The sequence below is a fragment of the Polyangiaceae bacterium genome (assembly GCA_020633235.1).
Taxonomy (GTDB): Bacteria; Myxococcota_A; Polyangia; order Polyangiales; family Polyangiaceae; genus JACKEA01.
This window is the reverse complement of sequence record JACKEA010000009.1, coordinates 185,665-209,281: the sequence shown is the minus strand read 5'-3', so window position 1 is coordinate 209,281 and position 23,617 is coordinate 185,665. Positions and strand designations below refer to the sequence as shown.

General features: G+C 67.6%; 16 protein-coding genes and 1 tRNA gene. 6 read left to right on the top strand and 11 right to left on the bottom strand.

Features of this window, described 5'->3' with window-relative positions; all coding sequences use genetic code 11:
• Nucleotide 1: 1 nt before the first annotated feature.
• Nucleotides 2–2,239 carry a protein kinase gene (locus tag H6717_38925; protein ID MCB9583076.1) on the bottom strand — a complete coding sequence of 746 codons (2,238 nt, stop codon included), beginning with the start codon at nt 2,237–2,239 and terminating at the stop codon, nt 2–4.
• An 86-nt stretch (nt 2,240–2,325) separates the two neighbouring features.
• Nucleotides 2,326–3,732 carry a TIGR02266 family protein gene (locus H6717_38920; GenBank protein ID MCB9583075.1) on the bottom strand — a complete coding sequence of 469 codons (1,407 nt, stop codon included), beginning with the start codon at nt 3,730–3,732 and terminating at the stop codon, nt 2,326–2,328.
• A 129-nt stretch (nt 3,733–3,861) separates the two neighbouring features.
• On the opposite strand from H6717_38920, the gene H6717_38915 reads away from it, so the two are divergent.
• On the top strand, nt 3,862–4,197 hold the full coding sequence (locus tag H6717_38915) for a PilZ domain-containing protein (GenBank protein ID MCB9583074.1): 336 nt from the start codon (nt 3,862–3,864) through the stop codon (nt 4,195–4,197).
• Here the strand turns inward: H6717_38915 and H6717_38910 are convergent.
• Complete coding sequence (locus tag H6717_38910) at nt 4,188–5,198, bottom strand: esterase (protein MCB9583073.1); 1,011 nt, start codon at nt 5,196–5,198, stop codon at nt 4,188–4,190. The two genes, H6717_38915 and H6717_38910, sit on opposite strands and share 10 nt — an antisense overlap.
• Nucleotides 5,198–5,968 (bottom strand): hydroxyacylglutathione hydrolase, encoded by a 771-nt coding sequence (gene gloB / locus H6717_38905; GenBank protein MCB9583072.1) that lies wholly within the window; start codon nt 5,966–5,968, stop codon nt 5,198–5,200. The genes H6717_38910 and gloB overlap by 1 nt, the downstream gene beginning before the upstream one ends.
• Nucleotides 5,969–6,101: 133 nt before the next feature.
• Here gloB and H6717_38900 point away from each other — a divergent pair.
• Nucleotides 6,102–6,175 (top strand) — tRNA-Arg (locus tag H6717_38900).
• Between the two features lie 485 nt (nt 6,176–6,660).
• On the top strand, nt 6,661–6,999 hold the full coding sequence (locus tag H6717_38895; protein MCB9583071.1) for a hypothetical protein: 339 nt from the start codon (nt 6,661–6,663) through the stop codon (nt 6,997–6,999).
• Nucleotides 7,000–7,377: 378 nt separating this feature from the next.
• Here the strand turns inward: H6717_38895 and H6717_38890 are convergent, their stop codons facing one another.
• The 5 genes from H6717_38890 to H6717_38870 all read right to left on the bottom strand — a co-directional run bounded on the left by H6717_38890 (nt 7,378) and on the right by H6717_38870 (nt 13,966).
• The gene (locus H6717_38890) at nt 7,378–7,593 is read right to left on the bottom strand and encodes an HTH domain-containing protein (GenBank protein ID MCB9583070.1); all 216 of its coding nucleotides are present in this window, start codon (nt 7,591–7,593) and stop codon (nt 7,378–7,380) included.
• A gap of 322 nt (nt 7,594–7,915) precedes the next feature.
• Nucleotides 7,916–8,551 (bottom strand): hypothetical protein, encoded by a 636-nt coding sequence (locus H6717_38885; protein ID MCB9583069.1) that lies wholly within the window; start codon nt 8,549–8,551, stop codon nt 7,916–7,918.
• An 87-nt stretch (nt 8,552–8,638) separates the two neighbouring features.
• Nucleotides 8,639–9,991, bottom strand: coding sequence for a hypothetical protein (locus tag H6717_38880; protein MCB9583068.1), 1,353 nt, complete (start codon nt 9,989–9,991; stop codon nt 8,639–8,641).
• Between the two features lie 4 nt (nt 9,992–9,995).
• Nucleotides 9,996–12,011 (bottom strand): thioredoxin domain-containing protein, encoded by a 2,016-nt coding sequence (locus tag H6717_38875; protein MCB9583067.1) that lies wholly within the window; start codon nt 12,009–12,011, stop codon nt 9,996–9,998.
• A 14-nt stretch (nt 12,012–12,025) separates the two neighbouring features.
• Entirely contained in the window at nt 12,026–13,966 is a 1,941-nt protein-coding gene (locus H6717_38870; GenBank protein MCB9583066.1) for a thioredoxin domain-containing protein, read from the bottom strand.
• A 711-nt stretch (nt 13,967–14,677) separates the two neighbouring features.
• Here H6717_38870 and H6717_38865 point away from each other — a divergent pair.
• The 3 genes from H6717_38865 (at nt 14,678) to H6717_38855 (ending at nt 20,445) form a co-directional block, all read left to right on the top strand.
• Complete coding sequence (locus H6717_38865; GenBank protein ID MCB9583065.1) at nt 14,678–17,473, top strand: serine/threonine protein kinase; 2,796 nt, start codon at nt 14,678–14,680, stop codon at nt 17,471–17,473.
• A gap of 98 nt (nt 17,474–17,571) precedes the next feature.
• Nucleotides 17,572–19,011, top strand: a complete 1,440-nt coding sequence (locus H6717_38860) for an MATE family efflux transporter (GenBank protein ID MCB9583064.1) — start codon at nt 17,572–17,574, stop codon at nt 19,009–19,011.
• 327 nt (nt 19,012–19,338) lie between these two features.
• A complete protein-coding gene (locus H6717_38855; protein MCB9583063.1) occupies nt 19,339–20,445 on the top strand; it encodes a hypothetical protein in 1,107 nt (368 codons plus the stop codon).
• Nucleotides 20,446–20,449: 4 nt separating this feature from the next.
• Here H6717_38855 and H6717_38850 read toward each other — a convergent pair whose 3' ends face one another.
• The gene (locus tag H6717_38850; protein ID MCB9583062.1) at nt 20,450–22,132 is read right to left on the bottom strand and encodes a TRAP transporter large permease; all 1,683 of its coding nucleotides are present in this window, start codon (nt 22,130–22,132) and stop codon (nt 20,450–20,452) included.
• Complete coding sequence (locus H6717_38845) at nt 22,132–23,556, bottom strand: TRAP transporter small permease subunit (protein MCB9583061.1); 1,425 nt, start codon at nt 23,554–23,556, stop codon at nt 22,132–22,134. The genes H6717_38850 and H6717_38845 overlap by 1 nt, the downstream gene beginning before the upstream one ends.
• Between the last annotated feature and the right edge of the window lie 61 nt (nt 23,557–23,617).

Below are 23,617 nucleotides of genomic sequence, written 5' to 3'. Positions count from 1 at the left end.
GTCAGCCTTTGTCGCGCTTTTCGATGGCGCTGATGGCGTCGCTCAGGCGCTCGTCTTTTCGCAAGCACGGGTGGCAATCGTCGCGACCGCGGCGGCCGCAGCCGGCTTTGTTGTCGCGCCAGCCCGTGAGGAGCTTCAGCGTGCGAGCGTCTCCTACGTTCTTCGCGCGGAGCAAGAGCGCGTGCTGCTGCTCACAGCTCTTGGATTGTACCAGCGCGACCAGGATGTTCAGCTCGGGGGACGAGTTCTTCTGGAACTGCTCCGTGGTGAGCCACTTGGCGGCGCGCTGCTTCACGCTGGTGCGGATGCCGCTGGTGGTGGAGAGCTCGTAGATGATGTCGGCGCCCTTCGCGCCCATCGGCCCTTCCAACAGCTGAAATGCCGCCTCTCCGCCTTCCTTCGTTTGTGACAAGGCCCACAGGGCGCTGGCGATCTCGGGGTTCTTGTTGAGTGCCGGATCCAGGGCCAGGGCCTTGCTGACGGTCATGGCCGCGGAGGCGTGGCGCCGTTCGGCGATCTGCGCCTTCGTCAGCTCGACCAAGAGCTCGGCGTCCTTCGGAAACTTGGTCGCCAGTGTTGCCAGCGCGGCGGCACCCCCTTGACGCGCGCGGGCGAGCTCCGAATCGGAAGGGCGCGGCACGTCCGGCATCGGTGCGGCGGACGCACTCGCCGGCGGCGCGCTGGATGCGCTCGCCAGCGGAGCAGTGGAGGAGTGCCCCGCGGCCAGCGCCACCACCAACAGCACGGCGCCGAAGATGGCGCCCAGGGCGAGCACGACGGCGGCGATCAGGAATGCCGGGGTGGGGACGTCCTTCAGCGGCCGCCGCACGTTTGGCGGCAGCTTGTCACGGAGATCGTCAATGAAGTCGTAGATCTTCTCGAGCAGCTCCCGAGCGGGGCTCGCACTGGGCTTGTGGCGGAGGCTCGGCGCGCTCGCCATTTCGACCCGCGGGTGCGGTCCGCTACCGAGGGCGCTGGATGGCGGAGCTGCCAACCCTCCGACCAACGTTCCACCGCTGCTCGGCGCCATGGCGATGTCCGGCGAGCTGCCGGGGTAGGACGGAATCGAGGCTCGGGGGTCGGACGAATAGGACGGCATGGAGCCGCGAGGATCGGACGGCACCGAGGCTCGCGGATCGGAGCCCAACGCTTCGTCTGGAACCTCCCAGCTCTCGGAGCTGCCCAAGGGCGGCGCCGGAAGATTGGGCACGCTGATGTGCTCGGAGCTGGGGGATTCGAGATCGGGGATCGAGTGGAAGCTGGGGCTCGACACCGCATGGGACGCCACCGAGCCGCCGGGCATGGTGAATACGTGGCCACCGCGCGCCGGGGTGGGGCCCAGTAGTACGTCGAGGGCCTCGACCACGGCGGTAGCGGTCTGGATGCGATCCCCCGCTTCCTTCGCGAGCAGCTGCATCACGAAGTGCTCCACCTGCGGTGGGATGATCAGCCCCTGCGCGCGCTCCGCGAAGGACGGCGGCGCCTTGGAGAGCTGCTGCCCCAAGATGCCCACCGGGCTCTTGCTGCTGAAGGGGCGAACGCCCGCCAGCATTTCGTACACGATGATGCCCAAGGCGTAGAGATCGGCGCGGCCGTCCACCGGCTGACCCAGGGCCTGCTCCGGGGCCATGTACTCCGGCGTGCCGAACACCATCCCCACCTTGGTGATCGCCTTGCCGGTCGCGCCCGCTTCCCCGATGGGCACCTTGGCGATGCCGAAGTCCAACACCTTGGCGAAGTCGGGGTCGTTGCCCTTCTTCACCAACATCACGTTCTCGGGCTTCAGGTCGCGATGGACGATGTCCAGCGAGTGCGCGCTCGCGAGCGCCGACGCCACCTGACGGGCGATGTGAAGCGCGCGCTCCACTGCGAAGGGACCTTCGGCGATCTCGTCCCGCAAGTTCTTGCCCCGCACGAACTCGAGCACGAGGAACACGGAGCCGTCGGGCAGCTTGCCGAAGTCCGTGGCTGTCGCCACGTTGGGGTGGTCGATGTTGGCGGCGGCCATCGCCTCCCGCTCGAAGCGCGCCACCACGTCCGGCACCGTGGTGAGCTCCCGGTGCAGGATCTTGATCGCCAAGCGCTTGCGCATGAGCACGTGCTCGGCGGCGTACACCCTGCCCATGCCGCCCTCACCGAGCAGGGAGTCGATGCGGTAGCGGTCGGCGAGGACGGATCCCACCCGCGGATCGCTCGCGGCGTCATCGTCGCCGCGCTCGCTGCTCGGGGAGCCGGACATGGGCAGAGGATTCTAGTACGTCTGCCCCCTCGGCGTGACGCATCCCCGCGAAGGTGCGAAGAAAATCGCCCCTTCGCGGGCGCGTGTCAGTAAGGGTTGTCGCTCTCGCCGGTGGACGTGGGCGCCGGCTTGGGCGTGGGGGCCGGTGTAGGTGCGGCCGTGGGCTTGGGCGTCGGGGCCGGCTTGGGCGTGGGCGCGGGCTTGGGCGTCGGGGCCGGCTTCGGTGTGGGGGCCGGCTTCGGTGTGGGCGCGGGCTTGGGTGTGGGCGCCGGCTTCGGAGTCGGCGTTGCCGCCGGCTCCGGCGCGGATGCGCTGGGCTCGGCCGACGCTGCGGCGTCCGCCGCTTCCGTCGCGGCGTCTTCCTCCGCCGCCGGCGCGGCGGCTTCCGGCTCGGTGTTGGTGGGGGGAGGCTCCGCGGTTTGTGTCGGCGCACTGTCGATCACCGGCGGCGTCGGCTCCGGGGCCTTCTCCCGCGTCAACAGGAACGCGATGCCCGCCGCCGCGGCGACGCCGAGCAGCAGCGCGATCGCCTTGCCGCCAGAACCACCACCTTCCGAAGCCGAAGGTGCCTCGGAGGCGAGGGCGACCCTCGGCTCGGGCTTCTTCTCTTCCTTCTCGACGCGACCCGAGGCCGGAGCCGGCTCGGGCTTCTTCTCGGGCTCGGGTTTCTTCTCGGGCTCGGGCTTCTTCTCTTCCTTCGCCTCGGCGGCCGCCGGCTTCTCTTCCTTCTTCTCGGGCTCGGGCTTCTTCTCTTCTTTGGGCTCCGCGGGCTTGGCTTCGCCCACCTCTTCCATCGAGCCCCCGGCTTCCCGCAGCGCATCGGCCAGCAGCTCCGCGGCCTGCTTCATCACCGTGCGGTCCTCCGGCGGAGGCATGTCCTTCTCGGCGTCCGTTTCGGGGAAGAAACCGCCGCTTTCCTTCTCGGGCTCGGGCTTCTTCTCGGGCTCGGGCTCCTTCTGGGGTGGCTTCGACGAGGCCATCGCACCGAGGCCGATCATGGTGGCCTTGCGGATGGGGCCCTCGGCGGGCTTCTTCTCGGGCTCGGCCTTCTTCTCGGGCTCGGGCTCGGGCTTGGGCTCCGGCTCCGGCTTGGGCGCGGCCTTGACGGGAACGCTACCGGCTTCTCCTGCCTCGAAGGCGCTGGTGCCTTCTTTCCGCCCAGCCACCAACTGATCGATCACCTTGGTGGAATCGTCGTCGATCTTGATGAACTTCACGCCCATGCCGGCCGGGCGGTCCTCGCCGGACTCCGGTGGCTCGCGCTTCCACACCACGCGGCCGACGCCCTGCATCACCTTCTTGTCGTCGGCGATCTTCACCTCGAACTTGAGGAGCGTTCCGGGCGGGAAGGGGGACGGCGTCTTGATGAACATGCCGCCGCGGCTGACGTCGTGCGAGTGATGCTCGATGAACTCGTCGAGAGTGGCGCTCTTGTAGCGCACGGTCATCGTGAGCACCTTCGCCCGCGGGTCTTTTCGCGTATCCTGGGCCATGTTGGATAGGTCTCCAATGAGGGCGCGCCGAGGCAGCGCACCCGATGATGGGGAACTTATCGTAGCGGAGCCGCCGCTTGTACCCCAAGTAGTTGGAGCCTCCCCGTGGTAGCGTGGGACACGCAAAAAATGCCCCTTCACGAGCACTTCCGGGCGTTCGGACGCCGCCCCGTGAGCCTGCGGGCCACCCTGGAGGCGCCCACCGTCGGTTTCCGCGGGCAAGTGCACGTTTTGGATCTGGGCCTGGGCGGTGCACAGCTCGAGGTGCGCGCGCATCTGGCTGCCGGCTCGGCGGTGCGTCTCACGGTGGAAACGCCGAATCGGTGGGAGCCGGTGGTGCTCGTCGGGCACGTGGTCTGGAGCCATCGCGGCTCTCCGGCCCGCGCCGGCGTGCGCTTCGATCACGACTCCGGTGCCACGCTCCGGGCCCTGCTCGATCTGTTGGGCGACGAGAGCTACGGCTGAGGAATGGGCGGGGGCTCGCCGCGCAGCACGCGGTCGTGGAACAGCAGCATCTCGTATGCGCCCGGGCCGCGGTTGAACGGATAGTCGTGCGGTCCCGGTATCTCGACGAACTGATGCGCGATGCCGGCGTCCGTCCAGGCCTTCGAGATGGTGCGGGTCGCGCGCAGGAAGAAGTCACCGTCGCTGGTGAGCAGCCGCAGCTCGAGCTTTGGGTTTCTTGTCGTTGCGGCGCGGGCACGACGCGTCAGCTCCGGCGCATCCTCGGAATCGAAGGCGGCCTGTAGCGTCGCCACGTCACCAAACGCCTCGGGGCGTTCGAGCCCGGTCAGCAGCGACACGCGGCCCCCCAGGCTGACGCCATCGATGCCCGTCGCCTCCGGCTTGCCGATGGCGGGCGTCTCGCGCTTCACGCGCGGCAAGAGCTCTTCTACGAGCCAGGTGGCGAAGGGCGTGACGGCGCTGAAGGGCTTGTCCCCGGCCAGCACGTCGGGGGTGTACGGGCACACCACGATGAGCCCGTGATACGGCTCCTTCTCGAGGCTGGCGTTCAGCTTCGCGAGCCGCGCTTCGTCGACGATGTCGAGGAAGTCCTTCTTCGTCAGAGGCGGCTCGTGCAAGCGCTCGATGGCCTTGGGCAGCCAGTAGTCGTCGATCCAGCCGCGGGCGCCGCGGGCCGGACCCTTGAAGGCCTCGCCGCGACCATGCAGCGCCACGAGCACTGGAAAGCGCTGGGATTCGCGGCGTACCGGCAAGCTGATGACGACCTGGATCGGTCCCGTGGGCGTGGTGTCGTAGACCCACGTGAGCTCCTTGGCCGGCAGCAACGGGCCTGGATCCGCGCTGGCGCTGGGCGCGGCGGGGGCGCTGCCGCGGGGAGCGGCGGAGGGCGCTCGGGTGACGGATGGCCGCGCTGGGACGTCGGTCGTGGCGGCCGGCGGCGAATGGCCGCAGCCGTCGCAGGCGACCTGCAGCAGCGCGGCGAGCAAGATGGAGCGACGCATCAGAACGCGTCTTTGGCGGACCGCACGGCGGCGAGGACGTCCACGGGGGTGGCCGTCGCGTCGAGCTTCACGCTGTGCCGGATCTCGGCGCTGTCGCAGCGCATGAACGGATTGGTGAGACGCTCTTCGCCGATGGTGGAGGGCGTCGTGGGCTCTCCCCGGGCACGGAGGGCGGCGGCGCGCTCCGCTTTGGCCTTCACGTCGGCGTTGCTCGGCTCCACGTGGGCGGCGAAGCGCAGGTTGTTCTCGGTGTATTCGTGACCGAAGTACACGCGGGTCGCGTCGGGCAATGCGCCGAGCTTTTCGTTGAGGGACGCGTACATCATGGCCGGCGTGCCTTCGAACAAGCGACCGCAGCCCGCGGCGAACAGCGTGTCGCCGGTGAACACCGCGTCTTCCACCAGATAGGCGACCGCGCCGGTGGTGTGTCCCGGGATGTGCAGCGCTCGGAACGCGAGGCCCGCCGCTTCGAAGGTTTGCTCGTGCTCGAGGCGATGGGTCTGTCCCGGGATCCGGCCGCCGTCGGCGTCGGACGCGTGGCCGTACACCTCCAGATCGTCGAAGCGCGCACACAGCTCCTCGTTGCCCCCCACGTGGTCCCAGTGGTGGTGCGTGCTGAGGATCCCCACCAGCGTGAGCCCCGCCGCCTCGAGGGCCGCGATGACCGGGGCGGCCTCGCTCGGATCGACGACCAGGGCGCGATCGCTGCCGTCGGCGTGGATCAGGTAGGCGAAGTTGTCTCGCAGGCAGGAAATGGGCGTGATCTGCATCGCGCGCAGGGTACCTGAACGCTCTCGGACCGCCAGGCCCCGGTTCCCGCGGCGGTGGAGGCGAGCGCGGAGATGTTCGAGGCTTTCGCCCCTTCGCACGGAGCGAAAGCTGCGCTACACCTGCCGTCCCCTCGCGCCCGTAGCTCAGCTGGATAGAGCGACGGCCTCCGGAGCCGTAGGTCGCAGGTTCGAATCCTGCCGGGCGCGCTGAGTCACTATGCACACCGGGGGCGGACCGGTTCGCTTCGCCGGGCCTTCGGCCCGGCTCGCGGCCTTATTGGAGTCCAAGCGCGTCCTTGCAGCTCGGAGTGAGTCGCGGAGTGACACTGGGTCGCCGGCTCGAATCCTCTCGGGCGCGCTGAGTCACTATGCACACGGGGTCCGGACCGGTTCCCTGCGCGCGGCCCTTCGGGCCGTGCTCGGAGGCCTCCTGTGCGTCGTGGCGCGTCCCTGCAGCTCGAGGTGAGTCGAGGCGTGGCGCTGGGTCGCCGGTTCCCTGCGCGCGGCCCTTCGGGCCGTGCTCGGAGGCCTCCTGTGCGTCGTGGCGCGTCCCTGCAGCTCGAGGTGAGTCGAAAGGCGGCGCTGGGTCGCCGGCTCGCCGAGGAGGCGCGCTCGAACGGGGGGCGCAGCGCAAAGCAACGTTGCGGAGCAAAAAAGCGGTGGCCTCGGCGCGCCGCATGGCGGGAGGAATCATGACGCAAAGAACGGGTGTAGGGCTCGCGCTGGCCGCGCTGCTGGCGACGCTGCCGGGCTGTATGCATGGCTACAAGAGCGCACAGGAGCTGGAGAAGGACGAGCGCGGGCCTTCGGCGTGCGCCCAGTCCTGCGGCGAGCTCGGGATGGTGATGACGGCCTTCGTGCTGGTGGAGCACGGCACCTCGGGATGCGTTTGCAGCCCGAAAAACCCGCCGGCGCAGCTGGCAGGTTCCACCGCGGCGGCCGCAGCGGGGCACGTCGTGATTCAGGAGCAACAGCAGCAACAGCAGCAGCAGCAGCAACAACAGCAACAGCAGCAGCAGGGACTGCACTGAGTCGGGACGGCCGCCCTAACGTCCGGGGAGGGGAACCGACTCGGGGGCAAAGGTGCGGATTCGGCCCCTGTTCCCCCAGAGACATGGGTCCTGCGCCGGCGGACCGCGAATCGTGGTACGCTCCCGCCCTGCGACAGGGTCTGTCGCAGGGCGGCGGGCCGGAAATGTCGCCCTTCGGCGCGCGCAATTCTGCGCCGCGGTCCCACTCTCGGCGGACGCGAGATACACGACCGCGCTCCACGGGTCGTGGTACCGAGCAGCTGTGATTGGGCTTGGCCGCGTGGAGGGTAAGGCGAACGCGATGTCGCGGACGCGTCGGCGCGGATGGTTCCGCGCCGGACCAACAAACCCTCTCTGGATGTCGAAGCTAGGCGCCCACTAGGGAGCGACCTTCAGCCAGCGCACCGCCTCGCGCTGGCGCAAGCGCCAGCCGCGCTCGTCGCGCTCGATGGGAACACCCGCGCTGCGAAGCTCCGCGATGTCGCGTTGAACCGTGCGTATGGTTCGCCGCTTGTAGAGCTTTCGCATCTCGTTGGTGTTGACCCAGTCATCCTTCGCGGCCAGCCATCGGAGCAGGCCGAGAAGTCGTTGCACTTTCCGCCCCGCAACCCACGACTGACGCTTTGCCACGTCCACCTCCGTTAATGTCCGAGCACCACGGTAACACTTCGACGCTCACAAGGAAGCCCCAACAAACTCGAAATTCCCGGCTGGGGGACCGGGGGCGTTTTTCCAAGACCGCGTCCGGGCGCATCCTGCACGCTGCTCGGGTTCCGCGGCCGCTTCACGAGCCGAGGCCTGCCGACGGAGCCCCGGTTCGCCGCGAATTGCAGCAGAAATCAGGTGATATCGATCAGTCCGACGTCTCAGAGTGAGATCCCTTGGACCACGGCCGCGGTCACACCCTCAGGCCCTGTCAGCGCGCTGCGCGGGCGGCCGCCATCACCGAGGTAGGGCTCCCGCGACTGGCCCGTTCGGAGCGGGCTGCGTCGAACACGAAGCGTCCGCCGCCCGGTCGAGTGAACACGCCGGCAGCGTTGAAAGCGCCGGGCGAGTAGCTGGCCAAGGCAACGAAGTCCTGGTTGCCGTCCCCATCCACGTCCGGAAAGGCCACGGCCAAGAGCTTCACGGCGTGCCAGTCGGCTGCGTTCTTGTTGAGCAGGCTCTGGATGCGTTTGCCCTCGGCGTCGTAGACGTGGAACACGAGCTCCTTGCCGTTCGGCGACATGGTGGAAAGAACGCTGATATCGCCCAGGCCGGTGACCGCCAGGCCGAACGACTGCGATGGGATGGCCACATGTCCATGCATCGTCTGCTTCAGGCGGGACGCGATCTCGTCCGCCGTGAGCAGCTCCGGCTTGCCGCTCCGCTGAGGCTCGGTCGGGGCCGCGCGCTCGGGCTCGGCGGGGGACTCTGGGGCGGCGGCGGGCGTGGCCGCCGGCGGTGGCGTGGGCGTCGCGACCGGAGTTGGCGTCGGCGCAGGCGCTTCTTCCTTGCAAGCGAGCAGAGCGACAATCACGGGCAGACAGGCGAGCACGGCGGATTTTGGCATCGTGGGCACGCTATCACCGCCCCCCAAGCCGGGGGTATCGAACCCGTTCGAATGATTTCTCGAATTATGTTGGCCCGTCGCGAGGTCCTACCGGCACGACAGCGCACAGCGACGGCTCTTCTCGTCGCAGTCGGAGAGGAAACAGGGATTGTCGTCGCGTCCGAGCACCCGCGGTACACAGCTCTCTCCTTCCGCGTGTTGCGGCTGACAGGTGTGGCTCTTCGGGTCGCAGTACAGGCTCGCGAAGCAACTGTTGGGATGACACTCCACGGTGTTCGGCGCGCACCAAGCCGAGTCGCAGGGGTCCCCGGGGTGGCCCTTGGAGCGACAGGTGCGGCTCTCGCGCTGACAGATCATCGACTGGGGGCAGCCCGTGACGGTCGCGGCGGGATCGCACGTGCTGCCTAGATCGAGTATTGGCTCGCATCGCCCTGCCACGCTCACCCCGATACGATTGGCGCCGGTCGGGCTTCGGCCTTCCAGCACGAGACCGCGGCACACGAGGCCCTCGGCGCACGCGTCCAGCCACCGGCATTCACTGTCCTTCGAAAGGCGTCGTCGGCACTTGGGAGAGCGGGCGCCCCAGTCGCAGAACAGCCGCGGGTCGCAGATCTCGTCACTGCGCAGCGTGAAGCACTCGGAACCCTCCGGTTTCGGCCGGGAGCAGTGCCCCTTCTGCTCGGGGTAGCCGTACTCGACGCTCTCGTTCTCGGGCAAGTAGCCTTCGCAGAACAGCGCATCCTCGCAGTACAGATAGTGACCGCCGCACTCTTCACCGAGCTTGGCTCGAGGCCGGCAGCGTCCGTCCTCGCAGAAATCCGACTCCTGGCACACCTGGTTCGGGCCGCACTCGCCCCCCGTCGGGGAGCGCGCGATGCACCTTCCGTCGCACCCGGCAGCTGTGCTCGAGCAAAAACCGTCCACGCATTCGTCGAAGCGGCTGCAAGTTCCTCCGGGGGCCACCGTGGGCTCGAGCCACACCGGCGCGGGCACTCGGGAGCACCCCTCCGGCAAGCTCCACGGCCCGTAGCAGCTCGCCGAGAGCCAGGCGGAGACGCACGCTTTGCTGCGCGAGGCGTCGAAGCGAACCCGACCGTGGTCGAGGACGTCCCAGCTGAGCTTCGACGTCGTGCCCCACACCAACGTGAGGCGACTCCGCCCCAGTCCCTTCAGACACTCGGGGCGCTGGGACTCGCCGATGGTGCCGCAGCGAACGGCGCGATCGCAGATCTGCTTGGTGAGCAGGCGATTGACGTCGTCCGGGGACTTCGCTCGGCCCACCGCCGCGAGCAGCGTGCTCTCGCCGGCAGCGCCGGCGTCCGAGGGCACGGGCGTCACGGAGGCCACCGCGCTCGGCGGGCCGCTTTGCCGCCCGGGACACGCCACGAGGGTGACGAGGGGTCCGAGCGCGAGGGCGACGAGCCGAGCGCGGGAGCTCATCGCATCAAGGCTTCTTTTTGCCCTTCTTGATGTCGTCGAGAGCGAGGTTCACGACCTTCTTGAACGCTCCCAAGGGTTGCGCCCCGGACACGAAGTACCCGTTGATCACGAACGCCGGCGTGCCGTTGATTCCCGCGGTCTTGGCGATCGCTTCGTCTTTCTGGATTGCCGCGTCGTGGCGCCCGTCGTCGAGGGCCGCCCGGAACTTGGACATGTCGAGCCCGATCTGTTGCGCGTAGCCTTCGAGGGCCGCACGTTCCAGCCCGTCCGGCTGCTTCTGACCCGCGAACAGCAGGTCGTGCATCTTCCAGAACCCGGCGTTGCCCTTCTGGGCGAAGGCCTCCAAGGCCGCCGCCGCAGCGAGGCGCGCGTGAGTGTGGAACGGCAGCGGGAAGTTCCGCCACACCACGCGAACACGTCCGGGAAACGCCTTCTCGAGGCTCTCCACGGTGGGCACCGCGCGCTGGCAGAAGGGGCACTGAAAGTCCGAGAACATCTGGACCACGATGGGCGCGTTCGCCGGGCCTCGGCTCGGATTCGCCTTGCCGGGGGCCGGAACCGTCTTGGTTTCCGGCGGCGGCGGGCCCTTCGCGTCTTTCATCAAGGTCGCGTAGATGCGGGCCTTGGGCGTGCCCTTCTTCACCAGGTCCTCGGCCTTGGCGATCTCCTCGTCGATCAACTTCGCAAATCGCTCGATGGGCTGCGCGCCGCTCAGCCGGCGGCCGTTGATGAAGAAGTGAGGCACGCCGCGCGCCTCCAGGTCCGTCGCCAGATCCTGGTCCGCTTCGACGACTTTCTTGTGCGTCTCCTTGGCCAATACCTGCTTCACGCGGAAGCCATTGAGCTTGAGGCGCTTGGCGACGTCGAGCAGTTGCTCGTCCGTCATGGGCGTCTGCTCGGCGTAGAGCGCCTTGGCCGCGTCCCAGAATCCCTTGTCGCCGCGCTCCGTGCGCGCCTCGATGCTCACGAGCGCCGCCGGCAGGGCGCCTTTGTGGAAGGGCAGCGGGTTGTGCTTGAACACCAACCGCACCTTGCCCTTGTAGCGATCCATGACCTCGTCCACCGTGGACTGCACCCGACGGCAGAACGGGCACTCGAAGTCCGAGAACTCCACGATGGTGACCAGTGCCGTGGGCGGGCCCAAGACCGGGGACTTGTCGAGGGGCACCTTCCAGACGGTGGTGTCGTCTTCCCTGGGTGCGCTGGCGGCAGGCTTCGACTCCGCCGGGGGGACGTAGTTCTTCGCCACCCGCGTCGGGTAGATCTGCTCGGGAGAGACTCCCTGACCACGCAGCGCGCGCGCTGCCGCGCGCTCCTGGTCGATGAGCTCCTTGAACTTCTCGATCGGCTGGGCGCCGACCAGCGTGGCGCCGTTGATGCGAAACGCCGGCGTGCCGCTGGCGCCGATGGCCTGCGCCAGATCCATGTCGCGAGCGACCTTCTCTCGCGCGGCGGGCTGCCGCACGGTGCGGAACAGGCTCGCGCGATCCACGCCGACCTCCTCCGCCCACGCGATGAGGTTGTCGTCCGAGAGGTTTCTCTGACCTCGGAACAGAAGATCTGCGTAGGCGAAGAACGCCGGAGACCCGGCGACTTCGAACACCGCCTGGGATGCCACCGCCGCGGGCAATGCGTCTTGGTGGAAGGGCAGGGGGTTGTGCTTGAACACCACGCGCAGCGTGCCCGGACCATAATCCTGCTCGAGCTGCTTGATGGTGGGGTGCACCCGCGCACAGAACGGGCACTGGAAATCCTGAAAGGTGACCAGCGTGACCGGGGCGTTCGGATCGCCCCACACTGGATCGTCCGCGTTCACCGGCACCTGCTCGGAGCTGGGACCGGGATCTCCGCGCACGGCCATCGTGGGGCCAGCGCCTTCCGCGGTCTCGGCGCCGGGTTGCACGTTGACGTCGACGTCCGACGAGGCCTTGGGAGCAGCGGCGCCGGGGCGGGAGCCGGAGCCCCCGCCACAGGCCGCCAGAACCGTGGTCAGAGCGGCTGCGAGAGCCGCCCTGACCATGCGTTCCATCTTCACTACTTCGCTTCCTTCAACGCCCGCGTGATGGCCTTCTTGAAGGCACCGTACGGCTGGGCGCCGCTGATGAAGTAACCGTTGATCACGAAAGCGGGGGTGCCGCTCACGCCGGCCTTGTTGCCAATCGCAGCGTCCTTCTCCACCGCATCCTTGTGGGTGCGATTGTCGAGGGCCGCCTTGAACTTGGTCATGTCCAGGCCGATCTCCTGCGCCATCTTCTCGAGGTCCGGCCGCTTGATGTTCGGCTGCATCTCGAAAAGCTTCTCGTGGCACTTCCAGAAGCCGTCCTTGCCCTTCTGAGCCTGTGCCTCGCGGCAGGCTTCGGAGGCGAGGGGGGCGTCCTGGTGGAACGGCAGCGGAAGGTCGTGCCACACGAACTTCACCTTGGTGCCGAACTCATCCATGACCTGCTTGATCGTCGGCTCCACGCGCTTGCAGAACGGGCACTGGAAGTCCGACCACTCTTGGATGATGACCTTGGCATTCGCCGCGCCCTTCCAAGGAGCGTTGGCGTCCGGGGGCGGAACGTCCTTCTTCTCGGGGGGCGGGGGCTCTTTGCCCTCCTTCATGATCTCGTCGTACACCTTGGCGCGGGGCGTACCCTTGGCCACCAGGGCCTTGGCCTTGCCCATCTCTTCGTCGATCAGCTCCTTGAACTTCTCGAAGGGCTGAGCGCCGCTGAGCCGGCGTCCGTTGATGAAGAAGTGCGGGGTTCCACGGGCCTCGAGGTCCGCGCCCAGGTCGGCATCCGCCTCGATCTTGTCCATGTACTTCTCGCCGTCGATGGCGGCCTTGGCGCCGTCCCAGGGGACCCCGATCTTGTCGGCAACGGCCTTGAGATCTTCTTCCTCGAGCTTCGGCTGGCTCTCGAACAGCGCGTCGTGCGCGTCCCAGAAGCCCTTGTTGCCCTTGAGCTTCTGCGCATGGCGCGCCAGGATGGCGGCGGGCTTGGCTCGGGGGTGGAACGGAAGCGGATTGTCCTTCCACACCACGCGGACGTCGTCGCCATAGGTCTCGGTGATCTTCTTCATGGTGTCTTCCACGCGCTTGCAGAACGGGCACTGGAAGTCGGACCACTCGACGATCGTGACCAGGGCGTCCTTGCCGCCACGGACCGGGTCGTCGTTCATGACCGGCACCTTCCACACGGTGGTGTCCGGCGGCGGGGGCTTCTGCTCTTCGGCCTTGGGCTGCTCCGGCGCGGCCTGGGCGTTCTTCTTGGAAGCCGCCACGTAGACCTCGGCCTTGGGCGTGCCGGCGGCGACCATCTTCTGGGCCTCGGCCAGCTGCTGGTCGATGACCTCCTTGAACTTCTCGAAGGGCTGCGCGCCAACGAGAGTCACGCCGTTGATGCGGAACGCCGGCGTACCGTTGGCACCAAGCTTGTTACCCAGCGCCATGTCCTGATCGATCTTGGCGGAGTACTTCTTGGTCTTGATGGCGTCCTCGAACTTAGCGACGTCCACGCCGGACTGCTTCGCCCACTCCTTGAAGTTCGCCTCGGTCAGCGCGCGCTGGTTCGAGAACGCGAGCTTGTGGAACTTCCAGAAGGCGTCGTTGCCGCCGATGTTGAACACCGCCTCGGCGGCCTCGGCCGCGGGGCGAGCGTCCTTGTGGAAGGGCAGCGGCTGGTTCTTCCAGACGATGCGAACCTTCTCCTTGCCGTAGGTCTCCTTGATCTTGTCGATGGTCGGTTCCACGCGGCCGCAGAACGGACACTCGAAGTCGGAGAACTCCACGATGGTCACGAGAGCATCGGGGTTGCCCCACTGGGGGTCCTTGCCCGTCACCGGGACCGGCGACGCGCTGTGGTCGAGGGAGCCCGCCGACGCGCTCTCGGACGTGATGGACACGCCCTTGCTGCGATCGACTCCCCACATCAGGCCCATCCCTGCCAAGAAGCAGAGGAAGAAGCCCACTATGGCTGTTCCTTTGTTCATTTCCTTCTCCTGAACACGTTTCGAATCATCGAACGATGAAAGTCATTGCTGGCACCGAGCTCGGCGGCCCATCCAACGAGCGGCCTCGAGCCCGGCAGCGTGCCCGGTCGGATCCCCAGGGGCTTGCTCGTCAGGGACGAGCCCAAGGGTGATCCGTCACGTCTGTTAGCGAAGCCGCTATCCGCGAGGCGGGCGGAAGATCTCGGCGCCAAACCCAGGGCGGGTCGGAGCACGGACGACTTCGGGGGCAGCGATGCGATCGCCGCGCGAACGGAAGCTCCAAGCGAACGTCGCCGGGGGCGCCCGATCGAAAACTGGGGCTGCAGAGATTTGTTGGCTCGGCGCGGGAGCCGGCGCGTTGCCCAGCCCGTCACTCTTGTCGGTTTCGCAACCTCGCGCCTCGCCATTGTGCGACGGCACGAGCTGCAACGGCGCCGCGATGCTCTGGGCGTTCTCGTCGCACATGCCCGCGACGGCGGCGTGGGCGAAACGGGGGAAGCCGACCACGACCGCCAGGGCACACACGGCCAGCGCCAAGCGCAGGGCTCGCCGAAATAGCGCTCTCTGGGGACACGCGGTGGTCAAGTCGCCGGGGAGTCTACACCTCACCGTGGTTCGAACAACCCACACGCCCCGCGGATGATTCCCTGCACCGGAGATGGCCCGTGTCGTTTTCTTGGCCACCTTATCCTACATTGGCACCATGCCCCAATGGCGGACCCGAGGCAGAGCCGTAAGTCATCGAAATCCGGTGAAAAATCCACCGATGTCAGCGACGCGGAGCGACTGCCCCGGCCCTTCGGTCGCTTGATGCTGCTGCGGCAGCTGGCTCGTGGCGGCATGGGCGAGGTGTATCTCGCCAGCGCGGGCGGGATCGAAGGCGCCGAGCGGCCCTGCGTGGTCAAGATCATCCGCCGCGAGCACGCGGACGACAAATCCTTCTTGGCCCGCTTCCTGGACGAGGCGCGCATCCAGGCCCAGCTGCAGCATCCCGGTGTCGCGCAGATCCTGGAAGCCGCCAAGGACGAAGAGGGCAAGCCCTTCGTCGTGGTCGAGCACGTCGAGGGACGAAACCTCGGCGAGATCCGAAATCGCGCCCAACAGCTCGGAGCGCGGGTCGCGTGGCCCGAGGCGGTGGCCCTCGGTGTGGCGATGGCCGATGCCCTGGCGCACGTCCACGAGCGTACCGACGCGGCGGGCCGCCCGCTCGAGATCGTTCATCGGGACCTCAGCCCGCAGAACGTGATGGTGAGCTACGGCGGCGACATCAAGCTCATCGACTTCGGAACCGCGCGCGGCGAAAACCGCCGCTGTCACACCGTGGCGGGCATCGTCTTCGCCAAACCCGGCTACGTGGCCCCAGAGGTCGCCAACAACACGCCGGGCGGAGTACCAGCGGACATCTACGCCTTCGGGGTCATGCTCTGGGAGCTGCTCGCGGGCCGGCGCTTCTTGTCGGGAGACGCAGCGGAGCACTTGGCCGCAGTGGGCCAGGGGCGTCGCAGTCCGAGCCCGATCGCGCAGCTGGTGGACGGCCCCGGGGAGCTCGACTCCGTCATCGCCAAGCTCACCGCCACCAAGCTCGGCGAACGCTACGGCTCGGCGCGCGAAGCCCTGAACGACCTCGTCCAAGTGCTCAAGCGCGCCCCCAGCCTCGCGGACGGCGAGCGCAGCGTGAGGGCTCGCATCAGCCAGCTCATGAACCGTCTGTACCCTTCGGAGCCGGCCCGCACTCGCATCGAGTTTCAGAAGCTGGTGGCTCTCGCCCGAAAGCGGAAGCCACGGCTGGTGCTGCCGGTGCCGTCACCGACGCCGGCGCCCACCACCGGCGCGGAGGACTCGACGCTGTTGCCCGGTACCCGCTATCGACCCCTGCGTTCCATCGGCCGCGGGGCCATGGGCGAGGTGCACGAGGCGCTGCACGTGGATCTGGGCCGCACCGTCGCCCTCAAGCTGCTCGAGAACGACTCCGCCTCCGTGGCGGCCGCCGAGCGCCTGCGGGCGGAAGCCCGCACCATCGCCCGGCTCGAGCACGAGAATCTGGTCACCCTGCACGACTTCGGCTTCACCAGTGACGGCCGCCCGTTCTACGCGATGGAGCTCCTCACGGGAGAATCGCTGGATCGCTTCGTCGAGCGCGAGCGCACCATGCCGATCAAGCACGCGCTTCGCGTCGGCATCGAAGCCTGTCGCGCGCTGACCGTGGCGCATGCCGCCGGCGTCGTCCACCGGGACATCAAACCGGGGAACCTGTTCCAGACCAAGAATGGAACGGTGAAGCTCTTGGACTTCGGGGTGGCCAAGCAGAACAACACGATCGAGCAGGAGGGCGGCGGGCTCTCCCTCGTCGGCACCCTCGAATACATGGCTCCGGAGCAAGCGCGCGGCGAAGCCGGCGACGCCCGGAGCGACATCTATGCCCTCGGTGCGGTGCTCTACGAGCTCCTCACCGGCCGCCTGCCTCACGTCGCGTCGACGCCCATCGCGCTGATCGACGCCAAGAACAAGAACCCGGTCGAAGCGCCCAGCGTGCGAGCCAAACAGAGAGGACTTTCCAAGATGGTGGACAAGACGATTCTTCGCGCCCTCGACAAGGACCCGGACAAGCGATTCGAGAGCGCCGAAGAGATGCGGGCCGCCCTCGAAGCGGCGCTGCGCGAGCCCGAGATGCGACGGCGTCGCCGTCGTCGGTTCGGCTTCGCCGCCATTGGAGTCATCACCCTGGCCCTGGGCGCAGGTGTCGCCGTGGGTGCCACCAAGCCCGACGTGCGGGCGCGCGCTTTGGCATCGGTTCAACCCTTGGTGCAGAAGATCCAGTCGCTCCGCGGCCAGAAGTCCGAGGCCGTGGCGGCAGCCGTCGTGGCTCCGGCTCCGGAAGCGGCGCCGGCCGAGGAGCCCGTGCCGGCGGTCGACGAGGTCGAAGAGGCCGAGCCGGCCGCGGCCAACGAGACGGAAGACGAGGCGGCGCCCGCCGAGGAGGTTGCCGCCGCGGACGCCGACGAGGGCAGCACGGACGACGGCGAGGCTCAGGCGGACTCGGCGGAGTCGGCGGACCAGGCCGATGCACCCGAGCAGGCCGAGCCCGAGCAGAAGACGGCGGAGTTCGCCGCCGAGCCCGTCAGCGAGACGCCGGCGTCCGAGGAGATCGAGAGCAAGATCACCGAGGCGCAGGACATGATGAAGAACGGGCAGAAGGTGAAGGGCTTCAACCAGCTGCGCCGCCTCGGCAAGAACCACCGCAAGGACAAGCGCGTGCTCGAGGCTTGGTGCACGGCTGCCATCCAGATGAAGGGTTGGGGCGAGGCGTACCGCGTGGCTCGTCAGTGGGCTTCCGTCGACCGAAGCCCCGAAGCCCGCATTCAGCTGGCGCGCATGGAGCGCGCGGTAGGCAAGCGTGAGCACGCGATCCACACCCTCACGGCCCTGCTCCAAGAGCGCCCGGGGCACGAGGAAGCCCGCCACATGCTCCGCTCCTTGACCGGCGACGCCAAGGTCGCCCAGCGCTGACAGCAGGCCCAAACCGCGATTTTTTCGCGGTTTGGGCGACGGGGGCCTTTTGGCGCTTTCCCGATGCCGGGAAGTAGCCCATAAGAGCGGCCGCCGAGATGGCCTCCGTCCCCAAGACCTCCGGCGTCAACGTGGTCACCACGGGCTCGCCGTACGCGACCGTGCTCAAGCTCGCGGCGCCCACGGTGCTGGCGATGCTCACCCAGAGCGTCGTCAACGAAGTCGACATCGTCTTCTTCTCGTGGCTGCCCTGCCCGGAGTCGTCGAACGCCCAGGCCGCCCTGCTCCCGTCGCTCATCCTCTTGTGGATGTTCGGGGGCTCGCTGTCGGCCATCTCCGTCGGCACCCAGGCGATTTCCGCGCGGCGCTTCGCCCAGAAGAAGAACGCCGACGCCGGCGCCGTGTTGGTCAACTCGTGGTTCTTCTCGCTCACCGCGGGCATCGCCTTCACGGTCCTCGGCTACCTGTCGCTGCCCTACATCCTGAACGTGCTCATCCGCGTGCCGGAGGTGCGTGAGGCCGCCACGGCGTATCTGCACTGGCGTTTGCTCGGCATCGTCTCCATGGCGATGACGTTCTCGTTCAAGGCGTTCTTCGACGGCATCGGCAAGACGCACGTTCACATGGTGAGCGCCATCGTGATGAACGCGCTCAACATCGTGCTGTGTCTGATCTTCATCTTCGGTCGCTTCGGAGCGCCGCGGATGGGAATTGCCGGCGCGGGCATGGCGGGATTCATCTCCACCTGGGTGGGGCTCGTCATCATGGTGGCCTGGGCGGCGCTGTCGAAGTACCGCCAGCCGTTCTCGCCCTTCAAGCTGAAGTCGCTGGACAAAGGACTCACCCGCGACATCCTCAAGCTCTCGGTGCCCAGCGCCATCGCCACCATCGCGGTGATGAGCGGCTTCGCGCTGTTCGCGATGATCGTGAGCAAGCTGGACAGCATTTCCGGTGCTCAGGTCGTGCAAGCCGGCTGCCCCGGCGGGCGCGCGGAGGCGGTGAACAGCGCCGCCACTACGGTGATCGTGGGCGTGCTCAAGCTCACCTTCACCGCGTGCTTGGCCTTCGGCACTTCCACGGCCACCCTGGTGAGCCAATCTCTCGGCGAAGGCGACGGCGACAAGGCAGCGCGCTTCGGTTGGGTCAGCGTACGCCTCGGGGTCGCCATCTTTGGTGTGGTGGGCCTGCTCGAAGGCGTGGTGTTCACCCCGCAGATCCTCTCCTTCGTGAGCCACAGCCCCGCGGTGATCGAGGCGGCCCTGACGCCCATGCGAGTGATGGGCATCTGCACTCCGATCATCGCCGTCGGCATGATCCTGACGCAGGCGTTGTTCGGGGCGGGCAACACCCGCTACGTCATGCTGGTGGAGCTGGTGCTCCACTTCCTGTGCCTGGTACCCCTCGCCTGGATCTTGGGCATCACCATGGGCTTCGGACTGATCGGCATCTGGAGCGCCGCCGTGAGCTACGTGCTCTTGCTGTGTACCGCGATGGTGTGGAAGTTCGCCCGCGGGGATTGGAAGCACATCAAGATCTGATTGTCGGGACGGCGCGGAAACGACGCCCCGCGCGGTCCGTCCCTCGAGGCAACCCTGACGCCCCGCGCGGTTCGTCCCTCGAGGCAACCCTGACGCCCCGCGCGGCGCGACGGGCTTCGCGCCGTCCCGACAAAGAAAGACCGTTGCCTGGAGGTGGGTGGCGCGCCCACCTGCCGGCGGGCGCGGGGACGGACGGCGAGCTATACTTTTCGTTCGCCCGACACCTGGGCTCCGCGCGGTCGTCACCGAGGCGGTTCAGTCTGGGGGGCGACTCGCTTGAAGCCCTTGAGCCATTCCCTCCGCCCCCTGAGAACGCGCGCCTTCCGCGTGAGCTTGGCCGCGACCACGCTGGCGCTCGCCAGCTGCCTGGTGAGCGAACCGGCGCTCACCCCGGAGACTCCGGCGGCGGAGCGCATCCGGGCGGAGCCCGCGCGGCCGCACCCGGTGGTGGTGCTGGTGGCGCTCGACGGCGTGCGCTGGCAGGAGGTGTTCCTGGGCGTGGACCCCGCGCTCTCGCGGCGCTTCCGCCTACCGGCGAACGAAGTGGTGAGCGCCGAGGAGCTGATGCCGAACCTGCATCGCATCATCGACGACGAGGGCGCGGCGTTGGGAGCGCCAGGAGCGGGGGCACCGATGGTGGCCTCCGGACCCAACTTCGTATCTTTGCCGGGATACCTGGAGCTGTTCCGGGGTCGGCGCCACTCGCCGTGCACCAAGAACGACTGTCTTCCCACCGAGGATCTGACACTGGTGGACGAGGTCGCACAGCGCGCCGGAGGCTGGGCCACGGAGGTGAGCGTGATTGCGTCGTGGGCGGGGATCTCGAAGGCTGCGGCGCGCCATCCGGAGCGCTTGGTGGTGAGCACGGGGCGACACGGAGGGCCGACGCGCCACTTCCTGCGCTACGACACCACGGCCGCGCGGCTGTTGGATGCGGGAGCGCGTTCCAGCGCCTATCCCGGCCACGGTGACTACCGTCCGGATCGCTACACTTCGGCGATCGCGCTCCGCTACCTGGAGACGCAGACCCCGCGTTTCCTGTTCGTCGGCCTGGGGGACTCGGACGCCTACGCTCATCACGGCCTGTACCGTGACTACCTGACGGGGCTCAGGAACGCCGACGCGACCATCGGCGAAATCGATCGAGTGCTCTCCGAGCTACGGGCGCGGGGCTACCCGGCAACATTGCTGGTGACCGCCGATCACGGTCGCGGCAAGCGCTTCGCGGGTCACGGAGCCGTCGCGCCGGAGTCGGCGCGGGTGTGGCTGGTGGCGTCCGGTTCGGGCATCACTGCGCGACGCGAAGTGGCGGCCCCCAAGCTGCGCCGCCTGGCGGACGTGGCGCCGACGATTCGAAGCTTGATGCGTCTGCCGCCGGCGGAGCCAGCGGTGGATCAGGGAGAGGTGCTGAGCGAGCTCTTCGGACAGCGCTGAGCGGCTACTCATCCAGCATCTTGTCGAGCAAGTCGTCGTCGGTCCCGTCCTTCGACTTCTCTTTGGGCTCTTCTTCCTTCTTGGGCTCGTCAGCGCTGCCGCCCGCGCCGCCTTCGCCCATCATCTTGTCGAGCAAGTCGTCGTCGGTATCCCCGGAGCCCTTCTGCTCGCCGCCGGCACCGCCCTCGCCCATCATCTTGTCGAGCAAGTCGTCGTCACTCCCGGTGTCGTCTTCGGGCACGTCCGGCGCGGTGCCCGCTTGATCGATGGTGGCGCCCGCGCCCCACTTCTTCTTGTCGGCTTCGCTGCAGGGAAGGGGGTTATTGCGGTCCTCCTGGACGCACTCCATGAGCCACGCCTCGCGCGGTGGCTCGCCATATTTCTCGGCCTTGGCCCGGGCAGCTGCGATGTCCCCCTCAACCGCGATGGTGGAGAGCTTGGGGATCGTCATCAGCAGCACCAGACCGACGAGCAGGATGCCGATGAACGGCGGAGCGATCCGGTACAGCTGCAGCATCGGCCGGTTGAACCGGAAGCTGGTGACGAACAAGTTCTGCCCCAGCGGCGGGGAGAGATAGGCGATCTCCAAGTTCAGCAGGAACATCATCGCCAGATGGAACGGCGACAGGCCGAACTGGGCTGCGAAGGGGATGAGCAAGGGAACGGCGACCAAGATGGCGGAGAAGCCGTCCATGACCATGCCTTGGATGTACAAGAACACGTTCAGCGTGATCAGGAACTGCCAGCGCTCCTTCACGCCCATGCTGGTCACCCACTCGAAGAGCTTCTGGGGGATCTGCTCGCTGATGATGTAGTTGGTCAGCGCCATGGCCATGGCCATGATGAGCAGCACGGCACCCGCCAGCGCGATGGCGTTCTTCGCGATGCGGGGGAAGTCCTTCCAGGTCAGATCCTTGTAGATGTAGATCTCGATCAAGAGCACGTAGGCCGCGGCGAAGGCGGCGCTCTCGTCGATGTCCGTGAGGCCCGTGGCGAGCCCGCCCAAGATCAGGACGGGGATGCCGAGCTCCCACTTGATGTACCAAACGGAAGAGCCCATCTCCGCGAGCTTGGGCGCCGTGCGCGGGATCTTGGCTTTGACGCCGACGTATGCCGCGTGCGCTCCGAGCAGCGCGATGATCAACAAGCCAGGAAGGATGCCGGCTTTGAACGCCTTGGTGAAGTCGATGCCGGCAACCAGGGAGTAGACCAGGATGGGCAGCGAAGGCGGCAGCAAGAGGCCCAGCGAGCCGCCCGTCATGACCAGGCCCAGGGCGTAGTCCTGCGGGTAGCCGCGCTTGAGGAGAGCCGGGTACAAAAGCGCGCCGATGGCCACGATGGTGACGGCGCTGCCTCCGGTGAGAGTGGTGAAGAACGCGCTGGCGAAGATGCATACGATGGCCAGGCCGCCGGGCATCCAACCGAAGAACGCGTTCGAAGCACGCACGATGCGCTCCGGCGTCTTGGATTCCGCCATCGTGTAGCCGATGAACGTGAAGAGCGGGACGGTGACCAGGATGGGGGAACCGGCGAAGCGTTCGTCGAGCACGTCGGGCGCCAGAAAGCGCACGTGGTGCATGGCCTGATCCGGGTGGAGCAGCCAGGCGAGCTCCGTGGCCCCGGCCATCACGGCGAAGACCGGGGCGCCGATGAGGGCGAAGACGAGGACGAAGATCAGGATGATCATCAGGCCTGCTCCTCCTCGCCCTCGTGCTCGATCTCCTCAATCGATTCTTCGTGCTTGCGTTGGATGTCCGAACCCTCCACATGCGCCTCGGGATCCACCGAGCTGTGGCCCGAGATGGCCAGCAAGGACAAGAGCACGAAGCGAATGGCGATGATCAAGAGGCCGATGGGGAACACCAGGTTCGCCGCGTTGATCAGCTCACCCCGCGGCTCGCCACGCTCGGGCACCACCACGATCGGCGATCGTTTGATGTCCTCGCTCATCTTCAGCTGGTCGATCTTCTCGCGCCCGTAGCGCTCCACGAAGCCGGAGCTGTCCAGCCACTCGTTCCACTCCTTGCCACCCAGCCACTCGGCGTAGGGCTCTCCCTTCATCACGTGGGGCAGGGTGCGGAAATCGAGCCCGATCTGCTTGCGTGCGATGAACCAGTCTTCCCCGATGCCGTCGACGACCTTGCCCACCTTCTCTCCGGCGGTGGCGTCCGCGTTGGCTTCGAACTGTTCAATCGAGATGTAGTCGAAGAATCCCCACGAGGCGCTGGCACAGATCACCGCCGCGCCAAGCCAGCCGACGATGACCACGGGGAGGCGAGCCGTTGGTTTCAAGAACCGCGTGACCAGATCGATGGTGATGTGCTTGCCATTGGCCGTGGCCAGCGAGCCGCCCAACAGCGCCAAGAGCAGTGTGAGCCGCGTGCCCACGCCTCGAAGCCCCCCGAGCAGCGTCAGCGACGATGCCTGCTGGTACCAGTTCAGCAGGTTGCTGGACCACTGGACGCCGACGTTGCCCCAGGACTTCGCCAAGAGCATGCCCGCCAGGACCGCGATGACGGTGACGGGGCGCTGGATGCGTTTTGGCTTCTTGCGCACGGCGAGGAACGCCGCCAAGCCCAGCACGTTGGCGCCAAACAAGGCGCGGAAGACGATGCCAGCGTTGCTGCCGCTGTCGACCGGCGTGGAAAGCCCCTTGAGCGCGACCCACAGTGAGAGCACCACGATTTCGAGCAGCAGGACGACGGCGCACAGCCAGCCTTCCCACTTGGTCCACGCTGCGTCCAAGCGTGCCAGTGGACGGCCCCACGCAGCCGCCTTCCTATCGCTCGGCGGCGGGCTACCTGCGCCCCCCGGCGCCGCGGCTACGGGGCGGTCGTCGGTATCGTCCTTGTCTGTCCCTTTGCTGGCGTCGCCGTTCGCGTCGCCGTCGTCTCCACCGCCCTTCTCGTCCTTGGGGGTGTCGTCGTCCTTGGGCGTCTCGTCGTCGTCTTTGTCGGTGACGCCGTCGTCGCCGTGCTTGGCGGCCTCGTCCTCGGCGTCCTCGTCGCCGCCCTTGTCGGGGGCGTCGCTGGGGTCTGCCGCGTCGGTTTCGTCATCGCGCTCGGACGCATCCTCACGCTCGTCCTCATCCCTCTCGTCGTCTCGCACCATGCCGGATTACGGACGTTAGGCCGAATTGCCCCGTCTCGTCACGTTCCGCCCGAGCCTCGTC